Below are 22,437 nucleotides of genomic sequence, written 5' to 3'. Positions count from 1 at the left end.
TGCCCTTAATGGATCGATTAAGAGTCGGGCCAAACGGGAGAACGTGCGGATGGCATTTGCTGGACAAGTCGTTTGGATTACCGGGGCGTCCTCCGGCATCGGCGCCGCGCTGGCGCGAACCTTGGCCGCCCAGGGCGCGCAACTGATCCTGTCGGGACGAAACGAAGCCGCGCTTGCCCGGATCGCCAGCCAATGCGGCAACGCCCTCGTCCTGCCCTTCGAGGCGACAGACTACGCCGCCGCCGCTCAGGCGGCCGATCGGGCATGGGGCTGGCAAGGCCACGTCGACATGCTGGTCAACAACGCCGGCATCTCGCAGCGCTCGCTTGCTCTGGACACCGCCTTCCCCGTCTATGAACGCATCGTCGCGGTCGATCTGCTCGCGCCCATAGCCCTCACACAGGCGCTGCTGCCGCGCATGGCACAGCGCAAGTCAGGGCGTATCGTCATGGTTTCCAGCATCGCCGGCAAGGTCGGCTCGCCGATGCGCACCGGCTACAGCGCGGCCAAGTTCGGGCTGTTCGGATATTCCGATGCCTTGCGCGCCGAAGTTGCCGGGCTTGGCATCAAGGTCCACGTGATCGCGCCCGGTTCGATCCGCACCGACGTTTCGCGCAACGCGATTACGGCCGATGGATCACGGCGCGGGGTCAGCGATGCGGTCATCGAAAACGGGCTCGACCCGGACATTGCCGCAGGAATGATGCTTGATGCCATAGCGGCAGGCGAGCGCGAGATCATCATGGGCGAGGGCATGGAAAAGGAAATCGGCGAATTGCGCCGCACGCCCGATGCCCTGCACGACCGCATGGCCGCAGTCGTCGCAGCAGGCTATGCGCAAAAGATGGACGAGGGAGCTCCGGAATGACTGCACTTGCGCGCGTGAAACTTGCCAGCGGAATCGAACTCGATGTGCTGGACGTCGGCCCCCGCGATGCGCCGGCCCTGATCTTCCTCCACGGCTTTCCCGAAAGCCACCGCACCTGGCGCCACCAGATCGCGCACCTCTCCTCCCGCTTCCGCTGCATCGCGCCCGATCAGCGCGGCTATCGCGGCTCGTCCAAGCCGGAGGGCGTGGAGAACTACACGCCCGACAAGCTGATCGGCGATATCTTCCAGCTTGCCGATGCATTGGGCGTGCAGCAGTTCACGATCCTCGGCCATGATTGGGGCGGTGCGATTGCCTGGGGCGTGGCCTTGCTCGGACAAGGGACGCGCGTTACCCGTGCCGTCATCGCCAATGCCCCGCACCCGGTGATCTTCCCGCGCCTGCTCTGGACCGACCGGCAGCAGCGCGAGGCGAGCCAGTACATGCGCACCTTCCGCGATACCGCCAACGACGCCATGGTGCGCGAACACGGCCTCGGGGCGCTGCTGATGAAAGCCCTCAACTGGAACCGCTCGCCGGTCATGGAAGAGGAAGAGCGCGCCGCCCTGTTCAAGGACTGGTCGAACCCCGACGCCGCCATCACCATGCTCAACTGGTATCGCGCCAGCCCGATGGCTGTCCCGCCGATGGACGCGCCGTTCGAACTGCCTGCGGGCTATCAGGACGCCGCTGTCCCGCCGCTCAAGATCCCCACGCTGGTGATCTGGGCAATGGACGACATGGCTCTGCCCCCGTGCAACCTAGATGGCATGGACAAGCTTGTCACCAATCTCACCACCGAACCGGTGCCCGATTGCGGGCACTTCGTGCCGTGGGAGGCACCGGACACGGTGAATGCCGCGCTCGACCGGTTCCTTGGCTGAGATTTATCGGCAAGCCGCCCAGCCGCCGGTGCGCTGCGCCTGATCGAGGTGCAGGTGATCGGCATGGGCGGCGTTGTAGTCCGGTGACAGCACGGTCGAGAAGCTCTGGCATGCAGCGTCGCGTACTGCTCGCAGGAAAGCCGCTTTCTCGTCGCCCGCTCCCCAGTCCTTGAGCACCGAGACGCGGCGTCCGTCCTTCAGCACAAACGCACTCACATCGATGGCGTTGCCCGTCGCGTGCTCGCTCCACGCCCCTTCCGACCCGCCGCCAATCCTGCGGCAGTTGCTCGTGCCGAAATGCTCGACCGAGGCAACAGCACTGCCCAGCAGCCGCTGCGCCGCAGGCTGGATGCCATGCTGCAGCCACAGGGCCAGCCCCGCATCGATCGCGCAGGTGGCCTGCGCTCCGCCCGGTGCCAGCCTCACCTTCGCCTGCGCCAGACCTTGAAGCACTTGTCGGTCATCCCGCAGGCATTGCCCTTCGCCGGCAGGCGGCAGGGCCTCAGCCATGATTCCGCTGCTTTCCAGAAACCTGCCGCACACCGCACGGTCACCCCGCAACGTCTGCAGCTTCATTGCCGTCGCCCAGCCCGGCGGATCGGCCAAGGCCAGCGGCGCCCATGGGTTATGCTCGGGATGCCGCTGCAGCCACTCCCGCCCCGCCAGACCCGCCGAGGCGATCACCAGCAGGACGACGACAGTGCGGAGAAAAGAGCGACGCATCCTCGCTCAACCATTGCGCAAAGCGTTCGTTTCGTGAGGCAGACCTTAGGGCAGCCACTCCACCCAGGCGCCGTGGGCATGGGCAGTACCGAGCAGCACGGGCTGCTCTCCGCCGGGCCAATGGCGCACGGTCAATTCATGCCGGAAGGTCTGGCGATTGGTCTCGAGCATGACCCACGCCAACCGCCGCGATGTATCGGCCTTCGCGCCCGCCTGCGCCATCAGCGCCTCGATCCGCGCGCGGGTCTCGCCCGGCAGGTACTGCCAGACGATGGAATGGAACATCACGCGCGTCGTATCGGCGTCCTGCGGTGCCGCCAGCCGTTCGGCCACGAAGTCGCCCGCGTCCATCTGTACCACGTCCGGGGCCTTCTCCCCGGCCAGGGCAATCGCCGCATCGATCCGTCCGATGCGCTCCGTCACCTCGGCCCAGACATAGGACTTCAGCCGCAACGCCTGCTCCGGATCCGCCAGATTCATCGGCGCACGGTCGCAGCCCTTGATGCCCACGATCTCGACCTCTGCCTGCGGCGGCGGGGCCCCGCGCCACTCCGGCACGATCCGCATCGGCGAATCCGCTGGGCCAGCCGTCGTCCCGCCGAGATCGAAGAAGAACCGCTCCATCATCGTGTTGACGCCGGCACTGGCCCCCAGCTCGTTCAGCTCGAAGCGCGGGCCGACGCGGGCCGAAAGCCACAGCAGCGCCGCCAGGATCGAGGCCGACCGCCCCGCCTCGTTGGTCTGCGGCGGCCCGTCGAGCCACGGCAGCAACTCGGCGTCATGCTCGCGCGTTGCCGCAACCACCAGCGCATCGACCTCGGCCTGATCGGTCACCTCGCCGCGATAGACAGGGGCTAGCCGCGCATCCTTGCCCGTCAGCACAAGGTTGTGATGCCCGCCCGCCAGCCGCAGCGGCAAGGCGTCCTCCAGCGGCTTTCCCGGCCACGCCGCGATTCGCTTGCCGACCTCGGTGTCGCCATCCAGCAGCCGCAATTGCGCCCGCACTACCCGCCCCGTGCAGGGTGCACCATTGTTCGTGGCGTGGTCAGCCTGCCATTCTATGGCTTTTGCGGCCTCTTCGATCTCCATGATCGGGTTCATTCGGTTGCCCTTTGCGCCGTGCTGCCATAAGGGCGGCGGGTTATGTCCACCGCCGCACCGCTCGTTTTCGCCCTGCCCAAGGGCCGCATCCTCGACGAGGCCCTGCCTCTGCTCGAGAAGGCCGGGATCGTGCCCGAGGCCGATTTCTTTAACAAGGCCTCGCGCGCACTGTCCTTCGCCACCAACCGCGACGACGTGAAGATCATTCGCGTCCGCGCTTTCGACGTGGCGACCTTCGTGGCGCATGGCGCGGCCCATGCGGGCGTTGTGGGATCGGACGTGATCGACGAGTTCGACTATGCCGATCTCTATGCCCCGGTCGATCTCGACATCGGCCACTGCCGCCTTTCGGTGGCAGAGCCGGTGAGCATGGTCGAAAGCGGCGCGAACGCGCGCGAAAGCCACGCCCGCGTGGCCACCAAGTACCCCAACCTGACGCGCCGCCACTTCGAAAAGCTCGGCGTTCAGGCCGAAGTCGTGAAGCTCAACGGCGCGATGGAACTGGCCCCTTCGCTGGGCCTTGCCAGTCGCATCGTCGATCTGGTTTCCACGGGCCGCACGCTGAAGGAGAACGGTCTGGTTGAAACCAGCCAGATCCTCCCCGTCTCGGCCCGCCTGATCGTCAACCGCGCCGCCTTGAAGACCGACAGTGCCCGCCTCGGCGCACTGGTCGATGCCTTCCGCGAGATGGTCGCCGCAAGGAAGGCCGCCTGATGCTGCGCCTCAAGTCCAGCGATCCCGGCTTTGCCAAGGCCTTCGCCCGCCTCGTCAAGGACCGCCGCGAGAGTGACGAGAACGTCGCCCGCGATGTCCAGACGATCATCGACGACGTACGCATTCGCGGCGATGAAGCGCTCGCCGAATATACCGCGAAGTTCGATGGCCACGCCCCCGGTGAGGATGACTGGCGCATTTCGCCCGAAGCCTGTCGCGAAGCCTTCGACGCGCTGCAGCCCGATCTGCGCGCCGCGCTCGAACTCGCCGCGCAGCGCATCCGCGATTATCACCGCGCCCAGTTGCCGGAAAACCGCGACTACACCGACGCCAGCGGCATGCGCTTGGGCGCGCGGTGGAGCGCGGTCGATGGCGCCGGACTCTACGTCCCCGGCGGCCGCGCGGCCTATCCCTCATCACTGCTGATGAACGCGATTCCCGCCAAGGTTGCCGGCGTCGAGCGCCTCGTCGTCGTCACCCCGACGCCCAAGGGTGAGGCCAATCCGCTGGTCCTCGCCGCCGCTCACCTTGCCGGGGCCGACGAAGTCTGGCGCGTCGGTGGGGCGCAGGCGGTGGCCGCGCTGGCCTATGGCACCGCCCGCATCAAGCCGGTCGATGTCATCACCGGACCCGGCAATGCCTGGGTGGCGGAAGCCAAGCGCCAGCTGTTTGGCGTAGTCGGCATCGACATGGTCGCGGGGCCTTCCGAAATTCTCGTGATTGCGGACTCGAAGAATGACCCGCAGTGGATCGCCGCCGACCTGCTCAGCCAGGCCGAGCACGATCCGGTCGCCCAGTCGATCCTGATCACCGACGATGCCGCCTTTGCCGATCAGGTGGCGGACATGGTCGGCGTCGAGATTGCCATGCTGCCGACCGCCAGGGTCGCCAAGGCCAGCTGGGACGATTACGGCGTGATCATCGTCGTGGACTCGCTCGATGAAGCGCCCGCGCTGGCGAATTCGCTGGCTGCCGAACACGTCGAGATCGCCACCGACGATCCGCAGGTCCTGTTCGACCAGATCCGCCATGCAGGGTCAGTCTTCCTTGGCCGCATGACCCCCGAAGCCGTCGGCGATTACGTCGCCGGGCCGAACCACGTCCTGCCCACCGGGCGCCGCGCGCGCTTTTCCTCGGGCCTTTCCGTTCTGGATTTCATGAAACGCACCAGCTTTATCGAGGCGACTGACGCCGCGCTTGCCGCCGTCGGCCCCGCCGCCATCGCCCTTGCCGAGGCCGAGGGCCTTGCCGCCCACGCCCGTTCTATCGAAATAAGGCTCGACCTGTGAACGCGATCTCGGGCAAGGCCCGCGCCGCCTCGCGCCTCGCCGCCGTGCAGGCGCTCTATCAGGCCGACATGGAGCAGACCGCACTGCACCTGCTGCTGGACGAGTTCCACCAGCACCGCCTCGGCGCGGAAATCGAGGACGTCGAATACCTCAAGGCCGACGTCGCCTTCTTTGACGACGTCGTGAAGGGCGTCGACGCCCGCCGCAACGAGATCGACCTGCTGCTCTCGGCCAAGCTCGCCAAGGGCTGGTCACTCGCCCGCCTCGACAAGACCATGCTGCAGATCCTGCGCGCCGGTTCCTACGAACTGATGGCGCGCAAGGACGTGCCCGTGGCGACGGTGATCACCGAATACGTCGACGTCGCCCACGCCTTTTTCGAAGAGCGCGAGGCGAAGTTCGTCAACGGCGTGCTGGATGCCGTGGCGAAGGACGTGCGGTAACTTCCAAATCCTCCCGATTTTCCGCAGGACAATTGGGGAGGGGGACCGCCAGCGCAGCTGGTGGTGGAGGGGATCGAACCCCTCCGTCATTCGCTACCGCGAATGCCACCTCCCCGTTTGCGCGTTCCGCGAAAACGGGGAGGATCTTGTCGATTACAACCGCTCGGCATGCCAGCGGATGTGATCTTCCATGAAGGTCGAGATGAAGTTGTAGCTGTGGTCGTAACCCGGCTGTAGCCGCAGGGTCAGGTCCACGCCCGCCGCCTTGCACGCCGCCTCCAGCAGTTCAGGACGCAGCTGTTCGGCAAGGAAGCCATCGGCATCGCCCTGATCGACCAGCACCGCGCCGGCAGGCCGCTTGCCATCCTCGATCAGCGCCACGGCATCATGCTTGCGCCACGCCGCCCGGTCATCGCCGAGATAGCCGCCCAAAGCCTTGTGCCCCCATGGCACCTGCCCCGGCGCCACGATCGGCGCGAAGGCCGAAAGCGACTTGAACTTCTCCGGGTACGTCAGCCCCAGCGTCAGTGCGCCATGGCCGCCCATCGAATGGCCGGTGATCCCCATGCGATCCAGATCAACCGGGAAATTCGCGCCCAGCAGCGCGGGCAGTTCCTCGGCAATGTAATCCCACATGCGATAGTGCTGCGCGAAGGGCTCCTGCGTGGCGTTCACGTAGAACCCTGCGCCAAGGCCGAAATCGTAGGCGCCTTCCGCATCGTCAGCCACGCCTTCGCCCCGCGGCGACGTATCGGGCGCAACGAAGACGATCCCGAGTTCGGCACAGGCCTTGCGGTACTCGCCCTTGTCGGTGACGTTGGCGTGGGTGCAGGTCAGCCCGGAAAGGTAGACCAGCACCGGCAACTTAGCGCCGTCCACCGCCTGCGGGGGCAGGAAGACCGAAAAGGTCATCCCCGTCCCCGTCGCGGCGGACTCATGCTTGTAGACGCCCAGCGTTCCGCCGTGCGCCTTCGAAGTCGAGACCGTTTCGAGTGTCATCAGGCGATAATGTCCAGCGCGCAGAGCTTGTTGCCGGCCGGATCGCGCAGATAAGCCAGATAATAGGGCGAACCTTCGCGCGGCCCCGGCGGGTCTTCGCAAGCCGTACCACCAGCCGCAACGCCGGCGGCGTGCCAGGCGTTGGCCTGTTCCGGGTTCATGCGGAAGCCGATAGTGCCACCGTTGGCGCCGCAGGCAGGCTCGCCATTGATCGGCTTGGTCACGATGAACAGCCCGCCGTTGTGCTGATAGATCAGGCGTCCCTTGGGATCGGTGATCGCTTCCGGCCCGCCGAACGCAGCGAAGGTGGCATCGTAGAACTTCTTGGCAGCGTCGATATCGTCGGCGCCAACCATCACATGGCTGAACATAGCTCTCTCCCGTTGACAGGTTGCAGCGGCAAGAGAGCTAAGCCACTGGCTTGCGCGGTCAAGCGCCCGGATGGGAATTCTTTGTTGCCATTTGGCCTCAAGCCAGAGGATCAAGCACGCCCAGCAGCGCGACCGCGCCGACAACACCGATGCCTGCCGCAAACTCCAGCACAAGCGATCGGCGCAGACGCGCCTCGGCGCCGGGTTCGCCCCGCTCCAGCGCCGGGACGATCCGCCAGCGGTTCCCGGCGGCCAGCGCCAGCATGGCCGCGAACAGCACCAGCTTCACCGCAAGTATGCTGAACCAGCGCGCCTCGAACGCCATCGGCCAGCCGGCAATCACCAGCGTGTTGAGCAGGCCAGTCAGGATGAGGACCGCCACCACCGCGCTGCCGGTGCGGGCAAAGCGCGCAAGTGCGGCAATGTCAGCCCCCTCGCGGGAGAAAGCCGAAGTGACGAATACGGCCAAAGCGCCCATCCACGTCGCTGCGGCAAGGACATGCGCCACGTCCGATACACGGTGAAGCGCCATTTCGCTGGCCCCGGCATGCCCCGTCCAGGCCACCGAGCCGAGCGCAATGCCCCCGGCCAGCGCCAGGATAGGCAGGCGCAACACGCGAAGCGGCAAGAAGCAGGCGAGGAACACTGCGGCCAGCGCCGTCAGCCGCCATTCCATGACCTTGCCGAGCGGCGTCTGCGCCAGCACGACCTCCGCCGTCGCCTGGTCCAGTTCGGCAAGGCTGATGCCGGCCATGGCGGCAACGCTTTCCAGCGCCCACCATGCAGAGGCAAAAGCGGCGACGATGGCCAGCAGTGCCAGCACAAGTCGGGCGCGGAACGCCAGCACCTGCCCCGCCGCCAGCGCATGCAGCGGCACGCCCGCCACGAGCAGCAGCGCAAGATACGCCGCCGCCCGCGCGGTCAGCAGGCCCGTCGTTTCCACGCCCCCTTGGCCGAATCAGCGAACGGTGAAGGCGTACTGGCCCTCGATGCGGTGCTGGTCGGCAGCAACCGCATGCCACTTGAGGTTATAGCTGCCCGCCGGAAGAGCGCGCGGCAGGGTGATGGTCAGGACCTTGCCGGCAGCAGCGGTCTTGAAGCCCTTGATCGGCATCGGCGCATGGTTGGCCATGCCCGGCATGCCGGTCATCACCAGCTCAATGCCCGAAAGCGGACCGACCAGCTCTTCTGAGAACGTCAGGGTCAGCTTGGTCGGCTTGGCCACGGCCGTATTCGGGGCCGGGTTGGACGAAAGGAGCTTGGGATGGGCAAAGGCTGCGCCGGGCATGGCCAGCATGGCAAGGGCGGGAGCGGCAAGGAGCGCAAGACGGCGCATGGGAAGTCCTTTCGGGTTGGGATCTGCAGTGTGATACGCAAGGCGCAGGCCCATCCCTCAAGCCATAGCGCAAATTTTGTCTTGAGGGATTTTGCCCGAGCGCGCGTAATGGGAATTGCGTGGAAAAAGGAACCCAGCCAGCAATGGCCGATATCGACGAACTCTTGGGCGCTCTTGCCGCCAAAGCACCACCGCCTGCACTCTTCGTCATCGATGAAGAGGTGATGCGCGGCCTTGCCAGCAGGCGCGAGAGTGCCACGGCACGGCGCGGCATGGTGATGGCCGTGGCGATTGCCGCCGTCGTCGGAATCGTCGGCTCGGTCGCCCCTGCAGCGCCTGCACAGGCGGAACCCCTGTTCGGCGTGCCTTCGGGCGCGCCCTCGCACCTTCTGGCAGACTGATGGGCGCGGCCTTGCGCTATGTCGTGGTGGCAGTGGTCTCTGCCGCCGTCGCCCTTGCCGCCAGCCACTTTGCCCGCGGCTTCATGCCGATGCACCACGGCAGCGAACTCCACCAGCTCATGCACGAGCGGCTCGATCTCTCGGCGCAGCAGAACCTGGAGATCGACCGGCTCGAGACGGAATTCGCAAACAAGCGCCGCACGCTGGACGAGCGCCTGCGCGCTTCGAACGCAGATCTCGCCCGCGCGATCGAGAGCGAACACCAGATCGGCCCCAAGGTGACCGGCGCGGTCGATGCCTCGCACATGGCGATGGGCGAGCTGCAGAAGGCGACGCTGGCCCATGTCTTCGCGATGCGCGCAGTGCTCAACCCCAGCCAGCAGGCGATTTTCGACCGCGAGATCGCCCGCGCCCTCACCGCGCCCCCCCCCTTCGCCCGACCGCCGCTGATCCGGTGGCGGGGGCGACGCTCCAGACGAAAGCGACCCACAGCTGGTCGCCAGCGCGCTTGCCGGCAGGCAAAGCGCCTACGCAACGCTGATGGCCCGCCATCGCGAGGCCGTGTACCGGCTCGCCCGTCACCACACCGGCGACGAGGGCGAAGCGCTCGACGTCACGCAGGAAGCGTTCATCGCCGCCTTCGCCGCGCTGGCGAAGTTCGATGCCGCCCGCCCGTTTCGCGCCTGGCTGATGCGCATCGCCGTCAACAAGTGCCGTGATTGGGCGCGGCGCCGTGCGGTGCGGCGGCTGTTCCGCATGGCGCGGCCCCTCGAAGATGCCTTCGACGTTGCCGACCACGGCCTCGATCCCGAAGCTGAAGCCATATCGCGGCGCGAGCTCGCCCGCGTCTCGGCCGCCATCGCCGCGCTTCCGGCCAATCTCAAGGACCCGCTGATCCTGTGCCGCCTCGAAGGAATGAGCATGGCCGAAGCCGCCGACGTGCTCGGCCTTACCGAGAAGGCCGTCGAAACGCGGATCTACCGGGCACGGCAGAAATTGTCGGAAATGCTTGAGGGATAAGCCGTCGTCCTGCGTAATCGCAGGTAATGACCGACACGCTCCATCTCAATCGCCGCAACCTGCTCCTCGGAGCAGGTAGCCTCGCCGCAATGCCGCTTGTCCCTGCCTGGGCGCAATCGGGCCACGGCGGCCATTCGCGCAAGGCTGGCGCCATGGCGGGGCGCAACACCGGCGGCGTGCTTTCGGGCGAGAGCATTGCCCTGTCCATCGGCGCGGCGAAGTTCGCGGTGGGGGATCGTTCTGCCCCCGCCATCGCGGTCAACGGTTCGATCCCCGCCCCGCTCATCCGCCTGCGCGAAGGGCAGAAAGTGCGCATCGCCGTTACCAACACGCTGGGTGAACAAAGCTCGATCCACTGGCACGGGCTGCTGGTGCCGTTCCAGATGGACGGCGTGCCCGGCCTGTCGTTCCCCGGCATCGATCCGGGCGAAACCTTCACCTACGAGTTCCCGATCGTGCACTCCGGCACCTTCTGGTACCACTCTCACTCTGGCATGCAGGAGGCCGAAGGGCTTTACGGCCCGATCCTGATCGACCCCGCCGAGCCCGACACCGCCGCCCCGTTTGACCGCGAATACGTGCTGATGCTGGCGGACTGGAGCCCGATGAACCCGCACGAGCAGCTGCGCAAGTTGAAGGCCATGGGGGGCTATTTCAACTGGCAAAGGCAAACCGTGGGCGGCTTGCTGAAAGGCCGTGACCAGAGCCTCAAGGACCGGCTCGAATGGGCCAAGATGCGCATGGACGCGACCGACATCTCGGACGTGACCGGTGCGACCTATTCCTTCGTCATCAACGGCCACGATACCGCCGCCAACTGGACCGCGCTGTTCCGCCCCGGCGAACGGGTCAAGCTTCGCATCATCAACGCCTCGTCGATGACCAACTTCAACTTCCGCATCCCCGGGCTGCCGATGACTGTCGTCGCGGCCGACGGCTGCAACGTCCAGCCGGTCGAGACGGATGAGTTCCAGATCGCGATTGCCGAAACCTATGACGTGATCGTCCAGCCGACCGAAACCACTCCCTTCGGCATCATCGCCGAAGCGATCGACCGCTCCGGGCTGGTCCGTGCCACGCTTGCGCCGCAGATCGGCATGGCCGGGGCCATCCCCGCCCGCCGCGCCCGCCCCGTCCTGACCATGCGCGACATGGGCATGGACATGAGCGGGATGGACATGGGGACGGGCGGCGAGATCGACCTGTCCCAGCCCGCCAACGAAAGCATGGCCGGCCATTCCATGAAGATGCGCGACCTCTCCCTTGCGCCCGGCGTGAAGCCGGGGCCGGGCGTCGCCACGATCTCGCCAATGCCCGCCGACCGTCTGGCCGACAAGCCGACTGGCCTCGAGGATGTCGACCACCGCGTGCTGACTTATGCCGACTTGCGCTCGCGCGATGCCAACCCCGATCGCCGCACGCCGTCGCGCCAGATCGACGTCAACCTTACCGCCAACATGGAGCGCTACATGTGGTCCATCGATGGCGAAACCATCTCCGACGGCGCCAAGCCGATCCCCTTCCGCAAGGGGAGCGGGTGCGGGTGAACCTGATCAATCACACGATGATGCCGCACCCGATCCACCTGCACGGCCACTTCTTCGAACTGGTCACGGGAGAGCCGGGCAACCGCCCGCGCAAGCACACCGTCAACGTCCTGCCCGGCGGCAAGGCCAGCTTCGATCTCACCGCCGACGCCGAGGGCGACTGGGCGTTCCACTGCCACATGCTGCTGCACATGCATGCCGGGATGATGCGCGTCGTGACTGTGCGCAGCTCGGGAGATGCGGCATGAAGCGCCTGCTGCTCACCGGCGCGGCCCTGATCGCAACGCCCGCCCTCGCCCAGGAAGCGCAGGACCCGCACGCCGGCCACGATATGAGCCAGATGCAGGGCCAGATGGATCATTCCGGGCACGACATGGGCGCCATGGGCGGCCAGACTGCCGAGGAGCCGGCAATGCAGGGCATGGACCACTCCATGCACCAGCAGCCAGCGCCAGACACGCCCGCCGCCGCCCCGGCCGACACTGCGCCGATGGATCACTCGGCCCACATGGGCCATGCCATGCCCACTGTAACCGACAGCGAAGTCGGCAATGCACCGCCGCCGCCCGTCCCGACCGACCATCCCGCCGATGCCTTCTGGGACAAGCAGCGCATGGCGCAGGCCCGCGCCGATTTGTCAAAGGAAGGGCGCTTCTTCGGCAACGCACTGATCCTCGATCGCCTCGAATATCGCCCGCGCAATGGCAAGGACGGCTATGCGTGGCAGGCCATGGGCTGGATCGGCGGCGATATTGACCGCCTCGCCGTCGAAACCGAAGGCGAAGGTGCCTTCGGCGAACCGCTTGAAACCGGCGAAGTTCGCGCCGCCTGGCGCCACGCGCTCGATCCGTGGTGGAACTTCGAACTCGGCGCGCGGCAGGACTTCGGCGCTGGCCCCGATCGCACCTACGGCGTGATCGGCTTCGAAGGCCTTGCCCCCTACTGGTTCGAAGTCGGCGCTCACGCTTTCGTCTCGAACAAGGGCGACTTCCACTTCCGGCTCGAGGCAGAGCACGACATGCGCCTGACCCAGCGCCTGATCCTTCAACCCTCGATAGAGATCGACGCCGCTGCGCAGGACGTGCCGGAACTCGGCATCGGCGCGGGCCTTGAAAAGGTCGAACTGGGCACCCGCGTCCGCTACGAATTCGCGCGCGAATTCGCGCCCTATGTCGGTGTACACTGGGAGCGCAAGCTTGGCGAAACGGCCCGGCTGGCGCGCCTCGAAGGCGAAAGCCCCTCGCAGGTCAGCGCCGTGGTCGGCGTAAGGATGTGGTTCTGAATTCGTATCCGGCTTGCCCGCTTGCGCGGCAACGTGCGACAAAGCCCGGATGCAGCGAGTGTTTTCATGAATCCGGGCCATGCAGGCGTGATCGCCCAGACCATCCAGCTGGCCCTTGCCCCCGTGTTCGTCCTCGTGGCGATCGGCAATATCATGAACATCCTCACGACGCGGCTTGGCCGTATCGTCGACCGGTCCCGCGCCCTGCAAAGCCAGCACGCGCAGACCTCGGGCCGGGAGCATGATCTTGTCGTGATCGAGATTCGCTATGTCGATCGCCGCATCCATCTGATCGGCCGGGCGCTGCTGCTGCTGGTCGTGTCCGGCCTCGCGATCGGCGTCACCGTGGGATCGCTGTTCATCGGTGAAATGGCCGGGCTCGAACTGCGCAACCTTACCGGCATCACCTTCTTCGGCGCCATCGCGCTGCTGATGATTGCCCTGGTCTATCTCCTGCTGGAAACGCGCATAGCCGCCAGCTCCTTGCGCCTGCCGCAGGAATTGCTCGAGCTCGAACGCGATATCCCGCACCGGCAGTGACCCGCACGGTGTTCAGGCGCTTCGATATTACGGGAATGTAGAAAGCCCGACGCGGCGCGAACGTTGTCGCATCCTCTCCCAAGGCCGCGTCGGGCAACGTTTACGCGGGCTGAATAGCGCATCCCCAAGGGCTGTCACAAACAATCCGCTTTCGCGCGCAGCATGGCGCAAACCTGATGCAAACGCACAACACCACGCCTGCCGCACAAGCAGAAAGGCCCCGCATCGCTGCGGGCCTTCCCGAGTTTCAGCGCATTAAAGGTCAGTTGACCTTCTTCACCGTCTTCTTTTCCGGCGCGATCGAGATCCTCACCGTTTCCCCGTTGTTGCCGGGGAAGTCGGTGAACATCGCCTCGACGAGGTTCGGCACGACATAGGACAGGCGATTCGACGACGAGGCTGCTTCGGCCTTGCCTTCGAACAGGCGCTGGCCATCGGCACGGCGGTCAATCTTCAGGTCCATGCCCGAGGTGTAGACGGTCACGACGTCAACACCGCCACCCCAGCCACCGCCGCCAAAGAAGAACGGGTCGTTCCATCCCCAGCCCCAGCCGCCGCCGACTATGCCACGACGGCCCCAGCGACCATATCCTGGGCCCCAACCCGGGCCCCAGCCGCCCCAGCCACCCCAACCGCCCCAGAACGGGTCGGCAAAGCCGGTGGAACGGACGCGGTCACGCCCCCATCGATACCGTAGTCGAACTTGACCAGCAGGTCCGCGGTTTCAGCGGAAGCGGGCTGATAACCCAGCTTTTCCATCTGCCGACCAACCAGCGAGGCGTACTGCGCGAACTCGAGCCCGCCTGCATCCCGGGGATCGTCGGCCACGACCGCGAAGGTCTGGCCAGCCGGTGCCGGCAACTGCGCCTGGAAACGCTTGACGTCAGCCTTGAACGGCGTGGCACACCCGGCGAGCGAGACGAGCATCAGCGATACAGCCGAAAGCCCCAGAAGACGGCGCTTGCCGGAAGACGAGGGCTTCACTTTGGAAACGGAATTCATCCTTGCGACTCCTGTTATGCGTCCGCCGCCCCTTGCCAGACACACGCACTGCATAGCATGCCGCCTTTTTGGACGGGAAGTGCTGAATGCACGTTGAATGGTGCCTGCAACATATGTTGCAGGCACGTAATGTTTCGCAACGAACTGACGGAAAATCAGCCCCTTACAAGGCCCAATGCCTGATAGGTCTGCCTGAGCGTCGGCGCTGCCAGATCCCGCGCCTTCAACGCGCCCTTGGCCAGAATCGCGTCCAGCGCCTCGCCGTCCTGGCGCAACTGGCGATAGCGCGCCGCCATCGGCGACAGCGTCTCGACCAGCAGTTCGCCCAGCGCCGGCTTGAACTGTCCGAAGCCCTTGCCCTCGAATTGCGCCAGCACTGCGGCCGGGGTGGTCCCGGCCATCGCCGCATAGATGCCGACGAGGTTGTTCGCCTCGGGCCGCCCGGCGAGGCCCTCCACCGTGCCCGGCAGCGGCTCGGGATCGGTCTTGGCCTTCTTCACCTTCTGCATGATCGCATCGGCATCGTCGGTCAGGTTGATGCGGCTCATGTCCGAAGGATCGGACTTGCTCATCTTGGCGCTGCCATCGCGCAGGCTCATGATGCGCGCCGCCTCTGGCGGAATGATCGGATCAGGCAGCGTGAACAGCGGTGCGTCCTCGGCACAGAAGTCGTTGTTGAACTTCTGCGCGATGTCGCGCGCCAGTTCCAGATGCTGCTTCTGGTCCTCGCCCACCGGCACGTGAGTCGCCTGGTAGAGCAGCACGTCAGCCGCCTGCAGCACCGGATAGGTGAACAGCGCGACGGACGCGCCCTCGCGGTTCTTGCCCGCCTTGTCCTTCCACTGCGTCATGCGGTTGAGCCAGCCCATACGCGCCGTGCCGTTGAGCAGCCATTGCAGTTCGGCATGGGCGGGCACCTGCGCCTGGTTGAACAGGATCGACTTGTCGGGATCGATCCCGCACGAAACCAGCGCCGCCACCATCTCGCGGGTGTTGGCGGCAAGCTCAGCGGGCGAATGCGGCATCGAGATCGCGTGAAGATCGGCAAGGAAATAGAGGCACTGCCCGCCCTTGGCCGACCACTCGTCCTGCATGCGCACCCAATTCCGGATCGCACCCAGGTAATTGCCAAGGTGGAGATTGCCGGTTGGCTGGATGCCGGAAACGATACGCATTTGAGTGCCTTCAGTTGGAGCGGCGACGCCGCAGGAGAAGCTTGAGGTCGTCCACCCGGAAAGCCCCGGTCAGGACGGCAGCGAGGCCATAGACGACGACCCCACTGGTGACCAGTGCAGCCATCGCTGCAATGCGCAGGGTCCATGTCCCGTGGACATAGGGCATGACCAGCCCCTGCCCCGCCCACAGCACCGCGCCCATCGCCAGCGCCGCCAGCGCCAACCGCACGGTCCGCCGCTTCAATCGCGCATCGGCGGCAAAGTGCCCGCGCCTGACCAGCGTGTGGTAGAGCAGCCAGACATTGACGGTCGAGGCTATCGCCGTCGCCAGCGGTGGCCCCATGTGCCTCAGCGGCACGATCAGCGCGAGGTTGCCAGCAAGGTTCACCACCATCGAGATCGTGGCATAGCGCACCGGCGTCTTCGTATCCTGCCGCGCGTAGTATCCGGGCGTCAGCACCTTGACGAGAATATAGCTCGGCAGCCCGATCGAGAACGCCGCCAGCGCCTGCGCGGTGAAGTGCGTGTCCTGCGCGTCAAACTTGCCATAGCCGAACAGCGCCGCGGCAATCGGCTCGCCACACAGCACCAGCGCTACCGTCGCGGGCAGCGTCAGCAGCAGCGCCAGTTCCATGCCCCGGTTCTGCGTTTCCATCGCCGCAGCCTCCTCGCCCCCGCCCAGCTGGCGCGAGATCGTCGGCAGCAGCACGGTGCCAAGCCCGATGCCGATCAGCCCCAGCGGCAACTGGTTCAGCCGGTCTGCCATGTAGATGTAGGTGACCGAGCCGTGATCGAGCAGCGATGCGGCAAGGGCCGTCGAGATCACCAGATTGATCTGCACTGCACCCGCGCCTGCCGCCGCCGGCAGGATCAGCTTGAGCAACTGCTTCACTTCCGGCGAAAGCCTTGGTCGCCTAAGGCGCAACCGCACGCCGTTCCGGCGGCAAGCCCATGCCAGCCACGCCAGCTGCAACGCGCCCGATACCGACACCGCAATCGCCTGATTGCGCGCCGTAACCAGCGGATCGTCGGAATGGAAGCCCAGCAGCGCCACGATCAGCGTCAGGTTCAGCAGGATCGGCGCCGCCGCGTTGACCCAGAACTTGCCGAGCGAATTGAGGATGCCGCCGAACAGCGAGACGATGCTGATGAGCATCAGGTACGGGATCGTCCAGCGCGAAAGTTCCACCGCATAGGCGAACTGGTCCGCGCTCACCCCGTTGAACTTGCCCGAAAGCAGCAGCGTCACCGGCCAGGCGAAAACTTCCAGCACCACCGTCATGAACAGCAGCACCGGCAGCAGCACGGCGAGCGCCGCCTCGGCAAAGTCCAGCCCGTCGCGCAGGCCCTTGCCCTCGGGATCGGCCACCTTCTTGTTGAACATCGGGATGAAGGCGCTGGCAAACGCCCCTTCCGCGAACAATGCGCGGAACATGTTGGGCAGCCGGAACGCGACAAGGAACGCGTCCGAGGCAAACGCCGCGCCGACGAACCGCGCGAACAGGCTGTCGCGCACCAGCCCGAGAATCCGGCTGAGCAGCGTCAGCCCGCCAATCGATCCGGTAGCCTTGAGGAGGTTCATAGCCGCACCCTTCGGGCCACCGGATTCAGTCTGTCAGATCAGGCCTGACCGGCCGGGGTCGCTTCCGCGGTCGCCTGGGCCTGCGCCAGCTGCTGCATGTACAGGCCGTTGAAATCGATCGGCTCGAGCATCAGCGGCGGATAGCCTGCATCGCGCACGGCATCGGCGACGATGCGGCGGGCGAACGGGAACAGGATGCGCGGACCTTCGGCGAACAGGAACGGATGGGCCTGGTCGTCGGGCACGTTGCGCATGCCGATGAGGCCGCAATAGGCCAGCTCGACGATGAACGCGGTGCCCTGGCTGCCCTTCGAGGTCACGTTGATCTTCAGCTCGATCTCGTGGATCTCGGGCTGGATCACGCGGGCCGAGATGTTGAAGTCCACCGCGATGTCGGGCGCTTCGCTCCACTGGTAGGATTCGGGCGCATTGGGGTTCTCGACCGAAAGGTCCTTCACATACTGCGAGATCAGGCCGATCGCGGGCGAAGTGTCTTCCCCGTTGAGAACGGGACCATCGACGTTGAGATTCGAAATGATGTTGCCTTCGTCGGCCATGTAGACGTGCTTTCTGTGTGGGTTTCCCTTGGCCGCGCGACTAGCACCATGGCCAAAGACCCGCAATCCGCCTTGTCTTGGTCAAGCTCTGCGCAAGCGTCTGGCGCATCAGCGCCACAACTGGCCAAGATTCTTTGCCAAGGGATGAGCCCAAAGGGTCATGCACGCGTTGTTCATTTGTAATCCGTACCTATTTGAGGCACGTTGGAATGACGCCGTGAGCTCAGGTCTTCCGATCCGGGGCCATGGACAGTTCGGGAATCTTGCGCGTGATTGTTCAAATTGTGATCCTGGCGATGATTGCGGCCTTCCTTGGCCTGCGCCTCTACTCCGTCCTCGGCCGCCGGCCCGAGCATGACGAGGAGCCGATGCGCCGCCGGATCGAACAGCCCGATCCCTCCGCCAAAGCGCAGCAGCCGGTGCAGCAGCAAGGCGGTTCCGCCGCGCCGCGCCCGCGCGAACTCGCAGCGCCTGCGCCCAGCACGTTTGACAACAGTGCCGAAGCCGGCGTCCGCGCCATCATTTCGGCCGATCGCCGTTTCGATGTCGCGCAGTTCCTTGCCGGCTCCAAGGGCGCCTACACCATGATCCTCGAAGCCTTCTGGCGCGGGGACAAGGACGATCTGCGCCAGCTCTGCGATGCTGACGTCTTCGAAGGCTTCAGCTCGGCCATCGATGCCCGCGCCGCTGCGGGCGAAGTGATCGACGCCCGCGTGATTCGCATCGAGGAAGCGCGCATCGTCGCCGCCTCGATCGCAGGACAGACCGCGCGCATCACCGTCCGCTTCCTGGCTGACATCGCCTCGGTCACCCGCAACGCGGAAGGGCAGGTCATCGCCGGCTCGCTCGACGATGCGATCGAAGCCCGCGATCTGTGGACCTTCCGCCGCGACCTCACCTCGCGCGATCCCGACTGGCTGCTCGACGAAACCGACGAGGCCTGAGTTCGGGGCCTGACTTCTCGATTTTCCTTTATCGTCACCCTGAACTTGTTTCAGGGTCCATTTCTCGGCACGAACAGCTGCTTGATCGGCAAGATGGATCCTGAAACAAGTTCAGGATGACGAATGTGGGAATTGGGAAAGACTGGCGGATGATCGGCAAAACGAGATTCGCAACCCTTCTAGCCCTCACCCTCCTTGGCGGCTGCGTGCGCCTTGTGCCCGAAGGCAGTGCTCCGCGCCCGGTCACGCCGCCAACCCCGCCTGCGGTAAAACCCCCCACCGCCGCGCTCACCGGCGTCATGCGCGGCCCCGTCACCGCGGGCCTCGGCTTCAAGCCCGATAACACCGCCGCCGCCCTGCAGGCCTTCGCCACGTCCTGCCCCCGGCTGACCCGCCGCACCGACAATTCCGGCCTCACCCGGCCCGAAGACTGGGCGCCCGCCTGCACCGCCGCCGCCACCTGGCCCGCTGGCGAAGCCGCGCGTTTCTTCACCACCTATTTCGAAACCGCCGAAGTCGGCGATGGCGCAGCCTTCGTCACCGGCTATTTCGAGCCCGAGATCGCAGGTTCGCGCACCCGCCAGCCGGGTTACGACGTGCCGGTCTACGCCCTGCCGAAAGACCTCGTCCGCGCCAAACCGGGCGACGCGCAGCCCCTGCCTGATGGCAAGATGCCGCTCGGCCGCTATGACGATGCCGGCGTGTTCACTGCCTACCACGATCGCGGCCAGATCGAGGATGGCGCCCTGCAGGGCAAGGGCCTCGAAATCGCCTGGGCCGCCGATCCGGTCGAGTTCTTCTTCCTGCAGATCCAGGGCTCGGGCCGCCTGCGCGCCCCCGATGGCAGCGTGATCCGCTTAGGGTTCGCCGGACAGAACGGCCACGCCTACACCGGCATCGGCTCCTTGATGCGTGAGCGTGGGCTGATCGGCGCCTCGCCCGGGCAGTATTCCGGCTCGATGCAGGGCATTCAGCAATACCTGCGCGATTTCCCCGATGCCGGCAAAGCGCTGATGCGCCAGAACCGCAGCTACGTCTTCTTCCGCGAACTCACCGGCCCCGGCCCGGTCGGCGCGCTGAACGTGCCCATCGCAGGCCGCAGCACGGTCGCCGCCGATCCCGCCTTCGTGCCGCTGGGCGCGCCGGTCTGGCTGCAGGTGGACCGCAAGGAAGCCAGCGGCCTTTGGGTCGCGCAGGATACCGGCGGCGCGATCCAGGGCGCCAACCGCTTTGACAGCTTCTGGGGCGCGGGCGCCGAAGCCCGCCAGATCGCCGGCGGCATGAGCGCAAGGGGCCGCGCCCTCATCCTTTTGCCCAAGGGGACGCTGGCGCGTCTCGGCCAGCAGTGAGAGTCTGACAGTGGCTAGGGCTCCAAGAGGCCTCTCCCCCGAAGAGGCCGACCTGTGGAACAAGGTCGCCGCCACGATCACCCCACTCCACCCGCCGCGCCCCAAGGCAAAAGCGCTTGAAGCAACGCCCGCCATCACGCTCCCGCCACCCCCACCGGCCAAGCGCGTGAAAGGCCGCGTCCCCCGCCACTCCCGACGCCAGCGCCAACCCCAGTAGCCCGCCCCCTGCAGAACCATGGCCTCGATTCCAGCTGGGACCGGAAACTGTCACGCGGGCCAATCACCCCGACGTCACCATAGACCTCCACGGCCTCACCCTAGACGCCGCCCACGCCCGCCTCACCGGCAGCATCGCCCAGGCCTTGGCCATGGGCGCCCGCGTCATGCTCCTCATCGCCGGCAAACCCGCCCCCACGACGAACAAGACCAACGCGGCAACCGCCGCGGCGCCATCCGCGCCAAACTCCTCGACTGGCTCGCCCACAGCCCCACGCCAGCCAGATCGCGGCGGTAAGGCCCGCGCAGCCGAAACACGGCGGGGCGGGAGCGGTTTACATCGTCCTGCGCAAGGGGCGGTGACCCCACCAAAATCCTCCCCGTTTTTGCAAAGCACAAACGGGGAGGTGGCATTCGCGCCAGCGAATGACGGAGGGGGAACTTCCCCCGGATCAACCTATCACGCCACACAGAGGCCCTTGGCGCGCTTGAACGTGTCGATCTTTTCACCGATCTCCGACGCAAAAAGTTCGATGTAGGCGTCACTCAGGCCCATACTTCCACTGGGATGCGGCAAGGCGACAATCGCCAAGTCCGTAAAGTCCTGAAAGCCAAGCCGGAACTTCTTCCCGTCGAATTCTTCTTTCCGCTCAAATCGAAGCGGTGCCACTTCCGGGCCGAAGATTTCCTCCATGACAGGCTTGACCCTCGAATCTTGCAGGTATTCGATTTGCTTGATGCCCATGAAGATAAGCAATGCGGGGCGATACTCACGCATGAGGCCAAGAAAGTTTGATCGGTTGCCGTCAGACAGGAATTTCTCATAATCTGAGACTTGGTTGCCCATATCGTCGCACCAGTTGGTCTGTAGGACGGATTTGTCGAAATCAGAGAAACCACTTGCTTTTCCGAGAGGGTGGCCGAACATGGCAAACCACTTATGAATGCGGCGGTCGTAGGGTGAGTCCCACCCCTTGGAATGGAATGTCTGGATGGAAGCCAGATGCTCCTTCACCTCAGCATATCGCTCCACATCGTTTTCAAGCGCTTCGTCTTTTGCTGAGTAACCCCACTCATAGCCACAAATGACAAGGCCACCTTGACCGTTAAAGTCAGGGAAAATTGAATGACCAACATTGAAGTCCGAAGGATTGTACGCCTCATTCATATTGCTTTTCTCCGTTCGCCCCAGCGGCGTAACCCCACAGGCTTTAGGTCCCGTTTAGCGCCCAAAAACATTGGCAGCTTTATAACGACAGCCAACTTGAAGTCGCACACTCCCATCGTCACTCCCACGCAGGCGGGAATCCAGCGACAAGCCAATACCGTCGCAGCGCGACGTCAAACCTTGCGCCATCTGGATTCCCGCCTGCGCGGGAATGACGAGGTTGGTGTCGGGCCATGCCGGATGCTAATAGCATCTTGACAAAACGAACCATATAGGTTATAAACCCCGCCCACAGGTCAGGAGAGGGCACAAGGCCAACCCGCTCCTCTCCTTCGGAAGCTGACGCTGTGTGCCGATGCTTCCGGCGCGATCGGTGCGGCAGGTGCGCGTGGGTTCAACGAGGGGCGTAAAGCCCAAGACCCACCGGGCAAACCTTCGTCGTTACCCAAGGACAGACAGGACAACCCAGGGCTGATAGCACGGCGCCGAACCCTGAGCGACGCTGCGGATGCGGAACCCGCCATGATTGTGCGACAATGTCTGCACAAACGACAGGTTCTTTTCACGCAGCCGCTTGCCAGAAGCCAAGGCAGCCCGCGAGCCGCTGCCAACGCTTCGTCCCGTCACCCATGTCCGCCCTCAGGCTGAGCCGACAAGGGGTCCGGAACCGCCCCCGGCCATTCGCAACCGGTCCCGCGCCCTCCCCGCTGCGTGCCACAACGGCACCGCACCGGTCGCGCGATCTGTCAGCTTCCCCTCGGCGTTACCGTCCGCACTCGCCAGCGGATGATCTTCTGTAGCAAAGCGTGGAATGGTTCACGCAGAGGCGCAGAGGAAGAAAGGGAGGCGCAGAGTTCTTGGGAAGGCGCCTGCGGCGCAGCCGCCTCAAACTCTCTTCTCTCCTCCGCGTCTCCCCTTTCTTCTCC

21 protein-coding genes and 3 pseudogenes are annotated in these 22,437 nt (G+C 65.4%); 13 read left to right on the top strand and 11 right to left on the bottom strand.

The window, feature by feature from the left end:
- The first annotated feature begins 49 nt into the window (after window positions 1-49).
- Together C7W88_RS07415 and C7W88_RS07410 are read left to right on the top strand one after the other, a co-directional pair.
- Window positions 50-868, top strand: a complete 819-nt coding sequence (locus tag C7W88_RS07415) for an SDR family NAD(P)-dependent oxidoreductase (protein WP_118073053.1) — start codon at window positions 50-52, stop codon at window positions 866-868.
- Window positions 865-1,752, top strand: a complete 888-nt coding sequence (locus tag C7W88_RS07410) for an alpha/beta fold hydrolase (protein WP_118073052.1) — start codon at window positions 865-867, stop codon at window positions 1,750-1,752. The genes C7W88_RS07415 and C7W88_RS07410 overlap by 4 nt, the downstream gene beginning before the upstream one ends.
- A gap of 3 nt (window positions 1,753-1,755) precedes the next feature.
- Here C7W88_RS07410 and C7W88_RS07405 read toward each other — a convergent pair whose 3' ends face one another.
- On the bottom strand, window positions 1,756-2,475 hold the full coding sequence (locus tag C7W88_RS07405; protein WP_118073051.1) for an extensin family protein: 720 nt from the start codon (window positions 2,473-2,475) through the stop codon (window positions 1,756-1,758).
- Window positions 2,476-2,520: 45 nt separating this feature from the next.
- Entirely contained in the window at window positions 2,521-3,576 is a 1,056-nt protein-coding gene (locus tag C7W88_RS07400) for a DUF2332 domain-containing protein (RefSeq protein WP_118073050.1), read from the bottom strand.
- Window positions 3,577-3,618: 42 nt separating this feature from the next.
- Here C7W88_RS07400 and hisG point away from each other — a divergent pair, with 42 nt between their 5' ends.
- The 3 genes from hisG to nusB are packed head-to-tail and all read left to right on the top strand — an operon-like array spanning window position 3,619 to window position 6,022.
- Window positions 3,619-4,290: an ATP phosphoribosyltransferase gene (hisG, locus tag C7W88_RS07395; protein ID WP_118073049.1), complete on the top strand. Its 672-nt coding sequence runs from the start codon at window positions 3,619-3,621 to the stop codon at window positions 4,288-4,290.
- Window positions 4,290-5,579 carry a histidinol dehydrogenase gene (gene hisD / locus C7W88_RS07390; RefSeq protein ID WP_118073048.1) on the top strand — a complete coding sequence of 430 codons (1,290 nt, stop codon included), beginning with the start codon at window positions 4,290-4,292 and terminating at the stop codon, window positions 5,577-5,579. Before hisG ends, hisD begins: the two co-directional genes overlap by 1 nt.
- Window positions 5,576-6,022, top strand: coding sequence for a transcription antitermination factor NusB (nusB, locus tag C7W88_RS07385; RefSeq protein WP_118073047.1), 447 nt, complete (start codon window positions 5,576-5,578; stop codon window positions 6,020-6,022). The genes hisD and nusB overlap by 4 nt, the downstream gene beginning before the upstream one ends.
- A gap of 153 nt (window positions 6,023-6,175) precedes the next feature.
- On the opposite strand, the gene fghA is transcribed toward nusB, so the two are convergent.
- The 4 genes from fghA to copC all read right to left on the bottom strand — a co-directional run bounded on the left by fghA (window position 6,176) and on the right by copC (window position 8,728).
- On the bottom strand, window positions 6,176-7,021 hold the full coding sequence (gene fghA, locus C7W88_RS07380) for an S-formylglutathione hydrolase (protein WP_118073046.1): 846 nt from the start codon (window positions 7,019-7,021) through the stop codon (window positions 6,176-6,178).
- Entirely contained in the window at window positions 7,021-7,392 is a 372-nt protein-coding gene (locus C7W88_RS07375) for a VOC family protein (protein WP_118073045.1), read from the bottom strand. The genes fghA and C7W88_RS07375 overlap by 1 nt, the downstream gene beginning before the upstream one ends.
- Before the next feature lie 97 nt (window positions 7,393-7,489).
- Window positions 7,490-8,335 carry a copper homeostasis membrane protein CopD gene (gene copD, locus C7W88_RS07370; protein ID WP_162895946.1) on the bottom strand — a complete coding sequence of 282 codons (846 nt, stop codon included), beginning with the start codon at window positions 8,333-8,335 and terminating at the stop codon, window positions 7,490-7,492.
- Window positions 8,336-8,350: 15 nt separating this feature from the next.
- Window positions 8,351-8,728 carry a copper homeostasis periplasmic binding protein CopC gene (copC, locus tag C7W88_RS07365; protein WP_118074646.1) on the bottom strand — a complete coding sequence of 126 codons (378 nt, stop codon included), beginning with the start codon at window positions 8,726-8,728 and terminating at the stop codon, window positions 8,351-8,353.
- A gap of 143 nt (window positions 8,729-8,871) precedes the next feature.
- Between copC and C7W88_RS07360 the strand changes: the two genes are divergently transcribed.
- The 6 genes and pseudogenes from C7W88_RS07360 (at window position 8,872) to C7W88_RS07335 (ending at window position 13,518) form a co-directional block, all read left to right on the top strand.
- The gene (locus C7W88_RS07360; protein WP_118073044.1) at window positions 8,872-9,129 is read left to right on the top strand and encodes a hypothetical protein; all 258 of its coding nucleotides are present in this window, start codon (window positions 8,872-8,874) and stop codon (window positions 9,127-9,129) included.
- Window positions 9,129-9,449: pseudogene (locus C7W88_RS07355) on the top strand (periplasmic heavy metal sensor); the annotation flags it as partial. The gene C7W88_RS07360 and the pseudogene C7W88_RS07355, both read left to right, overlap by 1 nt.
- 172 nt (window positions 9,450-9,621) lie before the next feature.
- Window positions 9,622-10,149 carry an RNA polymerase sigma factor gene (locus C7W88_RS07350; RefSeq protein WP_255418802.1) on the top strand — a complete coding sequence of 176 codons (528 nt, stop codon included), beginning with the start codon at window positions 9,622-9,624 and terminating at the stop codon, window positions 10,147-10,149.
- 26 nt (window positions 10,150-10,175) lie between these two features.
- Window positions 10,176-11,944: pseudogene (locus C7W88_RS07345) on the top strand (copper resistance system multicopper oxidase).
- Entirely contained in the window at window positions 11,941-12,978 is a 1,038-nt protein-coding gene (locus tag C7W88_RS07340; RefSeq protein ID WP_118073042.1) for a copper resistance protein B, read from the top strand. The pseudogene C7W88_RS07345 and the gene C7W88_RS07340 overlap by 4 nt, the downstream one beginning before the upstream one ends.
- Window positions 12,979-13,044: 66 nt before the next feature.
- Window positions 13,045-13,518 (top strand): DUF2721 domain-containing protein, encoded by a 474-nt coding sequence (locus tag C7W88_RS07335; RefSeq protein WP_205525272.1) that lies wholly within the window; start codon window positions 13,045-13,047, stop codon window positions 13,516-13,518.
- Window positions 13,519-13,780: 262 nt separating this feature from the next.
- Here the strand turns inward: C7W88_RS07335 and C7W88_RS07330 are convergent.
- The 4 genes and pseudogenes from C7W88_RS07330 to secB form a co-directional block, all read right to left on the bottom strand.
- Window positions 13,781-14,445 (bottom strand): annotated as a pseudogene (locus C7W88_RS07330) (DUF4136 domain-containing protein).
- A gap of 230 nt (window positions 14,446-14,675) precedes the next feature.
- Window positions 14,676-15,695 (bottom strand): tryptophan--tRNA ligase, encoded by a 1,020-nt coding sequence (gene trpS, locus C7W88_RS07325; RefSeq protein ID WP_118073041.1) that lies wholly within the window; start codon window positions 15,693-15,695, stop codon window positions 14,676-14,678.
- A gap of 10 nt (window positions 15,696-15,705) precedes the next feature.
- Complete coding sequence (murJ, locus tag C7W88_RS07320) at window positions 15,706-17,277, bottom strand: murein biosynthesis integral membrane protein MurJ (protein WP_118073040.1); 1,572 nt, start codon at window positions 17,275-17,277, stop codon at window positions 15,706-15,708.
- 38 nt (window positions 17,278-17,315) lie between these two features.
- Window positions 17,316-17,834: a protein-export chaperone SecB gene (secB, locus tag C7W88_RS07315; RefSeq protein ID WP_118073039.1), complete on the bottom strand. Its 519-nt coding sequence runs from the start codon at window positions 17,832-17,834 to the stop codon at window positions 17,316-17,318.
- Window positions 17,835-18,103: 269 nt separating this feature from the next.
- Here secB and C7W88_RS07310 point away from each other — a divergent pair, with 269 nt between their 5' ends.
- Complete coding sequence (locus tag C7W88_RS07310; RefSeq protein ID WP_162895945.1) at window positions 18,104-18,778, top strand: Tim44/TimA family putative adaptor protein; 675 nt, start codon at window positions 18,104-18,106, stop codon at window positions 18,776-18,778.
- A gap of 149 nt (window positions 18,779-18,927) precedes the next feature.
- Window positions 18,928-20,127 (top strand): murein transglycosylase A, encoded by a 1,200-nt coding sequence (locus tag C7W88_RS07305; RefSeq protein WP_118073037.1) that lies wholly within the window; start codon window positions 18,928-18,930, stop codon window positions 20,125-20,127.
- Between the two features lie 676 nt (window positions 20,128-20,803).
- Here C7W88_RS07305 and C7W88_RS07295 read toward each other — a convergent pair.
- Window positions 20,804-21,511, bottom strand: a complete 708-nt coding sequence (locus C7W88_RS07295) for a hypothetical protein (protein WP_162895944.1) — start codon at window positions 21,509-21,511, stop codon at window positions 20,804-20,806.
- Between the last annotated feature and the right edge of the window lie 926 nt (window positions 21,512-22,437).

Source organism: Novosphingobium sp. THN1, assembly GCF_003454795.1.
Taxonomy (GTDB): domain Bacteria; phylum Pseudomonadota; class Alphaproteobacteria; order Sphingomonadales; family Sphingomonadaceae; genus Novosphingobium.
This window is presented reverse-complemented; position numbering and strand designations above follow the sequence as displayed.